The following is a 3,744-nucleotide window of genomic DNA, read 5'->3' on the forward strand; positions in this document are numbered from 1 at the left end:
AAGACCATCCGGGTTTTGATGGTCGGTGGCGGCTCCTCGCACGATTTCGACCGCTGGTACAAACAGGAAGATGTGGCTACGCTGGAAAAAGGCGGGCTGGCAAAAGTCACTTACACCAGTGATCCTGCGAGTATCTTGTCACAGTTGAAGGAGACGGACGTGCTGTTTCTGGCAAACAACCAGCCGATAAACGACGAGGCTACTCGCAAAGCCATTTTTGCATTTGCAGATGCAGGAAAAGGCTTGATCCTGGCGCATCCTGCAATTTGGTACAACTGGAAAGACTGGCCTGAGTACAATGCAAAGCTGGTCGGCGGAGGTTCGCGCGGGCACGACAAGTATGGACCCTTTCATGTAACGATCACCAACAAAAAGCATCCATTAACAAAAGGTATCCCTGCTACTTTCCACCTCGACGACGAGCTGTACTACTTCAAAACAGACCCCGCTGCGACGCCCATTGAAATACTCGCTACCGGCAAAGCCACTACTTCCGAGAACACCTATCCAAGTTTGTTCATCGTCAAATATCCAAAAGGCAGAATCGTAGGAATTGCATTGGGCCACGACGCAGCGTCGCACACCATCGAACCATACAAAACCATGATCCGGAATGCAGTGCAATGGGCAGGCACCCCGGCTTCTTCCGTCGACTGAAGTCGACGGAAATGGATTGGTGGAGCTTTCTTTGGAAGCCACGATACAAGGCGAGGCGCGCAGCGCCAGCCCGAAATCCATTGCCCCGGGCTTCAGCCCGGGGATAACAGATAGAGATTTTAGAGTTTTTTTGAAAATTAATTTAGCATAGCATGAGTCAGAAACAGATCACAGTAGTTATTGTCGGAATGGGTTTTGGGAAAGAATTTATTCCTATTTATCAAAGTCATCCGAACATCAAAGCGGTCGGAATATGTACACGAAGCAAAGAAACACGGGACGAGCTGGCGGCGAAGTTCAATTTGGATCCGCAGCTGGTTTTCGAGCATTTTGAAGATGTACCGAAGCGCGACGATGTAGATGCGATTCACATTGTTACACCTGTTCCTGAGCACGCACGCATGACTTTGGCTTCATTGAATGCGGGAAAGCATACTGCCTGCACGATCCCAATGGCGATGACGAAAGAGGACTGTGAAGCGATCGTAGCTGCAAAACGCAAGGCCAAAAAGGTATATATGATGATGGAAACAGCGCTTTATACGCGCGAGTTTTTATATGGACTGAAACTGGCGGAAAATGGCGATCTGGGACGGATCCAGTTTGTCCGCGGCTCACATATCCAGGATATGAGTATGGAAGGCTGGGGTGAGTACTGGAAAGGGTACCCTCCCATGCTGAATGGAACCCATGCTATTTCCCCATTATTAAAAATCAACAACACCATTGCGGAAACTGTGGTTTGCCACGGATCTGGCCGACTTTCGGAAGACCTGGCAAGCAGGTACGGATCTCCGTTTGCAGTTGAAACTGCCACTTTCACCCTCAAAAATTCTGATGTTGTTGCAGAAGCGACGAGGTCACTTTTTGATGTGGTGCGTCAGTACCGCGAAAGTTATGATGTGTATGGGACGAAAATGTCTTTTGAATGGGAGCAATTGCAGGACGAAAGCCACGTGATTTTTGATGGTGGAGAAAATGCGAGCCGCATTGATGTCCCTGACACAGACGAGCTTTTGATTGAACCGATCAAACACTTCACGAAGCGCGAAAAAATTGACGATCCTAACCACGTATCGTTTTTGCAAGGAGCAGGTCACGGCGGCTCTCACCCGCATTTGGTGCAGGAATTTGTAGCCGCGATCATTGAAGAGCGGGATTCAGCAGTAGACGCTGCCCTGGCTGCTAACTACACCTGTGCGGGAATATGCGCGCATGAGTCTGCAATGAATGGGGGTATCCGTGTGGATGTACCAAGTTTTGAAGAATAAAATCGATTGAGATGCTTTTTGGCGCAAGTACATTTATCTGGTTCTCACCGTTTTCTACGGCCAATATTCCTCTTTTTAAAAAGGTAAAAGGATTTGGCTATGACATTGTTGAAGTAGCTGTTGAAGACAAAATGCTCATTGACTGGAAGCTGGTAAAACAAACCTGCCGCGATCTTGATCTTAAAATCACGATCAGCGGTGCATTCGGACCCGAACGTGATATTTCAAGCACTGATCCTGCCTATCGGAAGATGGGGCGGGATTATATTACCGATTGCATTCGCATTGCTGCTGAGATGGAAAGTCCGGTTTTCGGCGGTCCGCTTTATTCGGCGGTTGGAAAAACCAGGATTGTTTCCGACGAACAAAAACGGCAGGAACGCGCCTGGTGCATTGAAACACTGCACGAAGTAAGCGATATCGCCAAGGCAGAAGGCGTGACGCTTGGACTGGAACCGTTGAACCGTTTTGAAACAGATATGGTCAATACAGTTGATCAGGCGCTGTCTATTGTGCGGGAAGTATCGCATTCAAGTCTCAAAATCGTTCTTGATACCTTTCATTCCAACATTGAAGAAAAAGATATCCCTGCTTCAATCAGGAAGATAGGAAAGGAGCTGCTTTGTCACGTGCAAGGCAACGAAAGTGACCGGGGAACACCAGGAACCGGGCATCTTGAATGGGAAGGTATCAGAGACGCATTGAATGAAATCGGATACGAAGGTGCTGTGGTGATAGAAACTTTCGGGCAACCTTCCAAAGAGCTTGCCCGCGCCGCCTGTATCTGGCGCCCACTCGCAAACAGTGCCGACGAACTGGCGGAGGAAGGGTTGAAATTTTACAAGTCGCTTTTTATGTAGAATACAATTTGCCTGGATGGTATAGTTACATCCAGGCAAACTACTTTTCATTTACTTTTGCTGTTGATGGAGTTAGACCAGACTTGGAGGAAATCCGTGTTTGATACTGTTCATTTCTGGCCTAGGAGCTGACTTTCTTTTTTGCAAAATACATCATCAGAGATGACCTTTCCTGGCTGTCAGTAGTCAGCACGCCAAGGATAACATACGCAGAACCTAGTATTGACAAGCCTATACCTAGCGTAAGATAATTATTGCTCATGGATGGGGAAAGGAAATAAGCAACAACGGAACTGATTGCGGCAAGCAAAATTGGCTTACCAATACTTCCGAAATACTCCAGAAACTTAGCCTTACAAAGGGGATATACAAATAAGCCCCACGCAGGGAGCATCACTGCAACCTTAAATAAAGTAAGTCCCCACGCAACGCCCTCTAACCCCCAGGAACTCCCTATCCAAATACAAAGCGGCATAAACAGCAACATGCCCAGATTCCAGTAGAAGCCCCAGTCAGCCCGACCTCGGGCCAGCAATAATGCCCCAACGGGATTGCCGATGCTGTTGCAAAGAGCAGTTATAGCAAGAATTCTGAGAAAAGGTATCGAGTCAGTCCAGGCTTCTCCAAAGAAAAGTATGATCAGAGGCTTGGCGAATATTATCATTGCTGCATAAACAGGTGCATTGGCATAGGCAAGTAAACGAAGGATCTGAAGATAAGCACGTTTCAGCTTTTCAATTTCGTCCTGCATTTTTGCAAGAACAGGGAACGCGACCTTGGTCACAATTGGATTAATAATCTGATAGGGCTTAAATGCAAGTGTCTTGGCAATGTTGTATACTCCAAGCGCTTCCATGCCAAGCAGTTTTCCGATCAGGAGTGTATCGAATTGAGAGTTAAAATAATTAACCGTTTTTTCACCCATTTGGAAAAGCCCAAAGGAAAAGAAACCTCCA

Annotated in this window: 4 protein-coding genes; 3 read left to right on the plus strand and 1 reads right to left on the minus strand. The window is 47.2% G+C overall.

The window, feature by feature from the left end; translation table 11 throughout:
* From ACTIE6_RS06000 to ACTIE6_RS06010, 3 genes are all read left to right on the plus strand, one after another.
* Positions 1-657: ThuA domain-containing protein (locus ACTIE6_RS06000; RefSeq protein ID WP_439555767.1), on the plus strand; the 657-nt coding region annotated here is incomplete at its 5' end.
* A gap of 152 nt (positions 658-809) precedes the next feature.
* Entirely contained in the window at positions 810-1,928 is a 1,119-nt protein-coding gene (locus tag ACTIE6_RS06005) for a Gfo/Idh/MocA family protein (RefSeq protein ID WP_439555768.1), read from the plus strand.
* An 11-nt stretch (positions 1,929-1,939) separates the two neighbouring features.
* On the plus strand, positions 1,940-2,788 hold the full coding sequence (locus tag ACTIE6_RS06010; RefSeq protein WP_439555769.1) for a sugar phosphate isomerase/epimerase family protein: 849 nt from the start codon (positions 1,940-1,942) through the stop codon (positions 2,786-2,788).
* 121 nt (positions 2,789-2,909) lie between these two features.
* Here the strand turns inward: ACTIE6_RS06010 and ACTIE6_RS06015 are convergent.
* Positions 2,910-3,744 (minus strand): oligosaccharide flippase family protein (locus ACTIE6_RS06015; protein ID WP_439555770.1); only part of this gene is annotated, 835 nt, incomplete at its 5' end.

Source organism: Dyadobacter sp., assembly GCF_051859145.1.
GTDB lineage: Bacteria > Bacteroidota > Bacteroidia > Cytophagales > Spirosomataceae > Dyadobacter.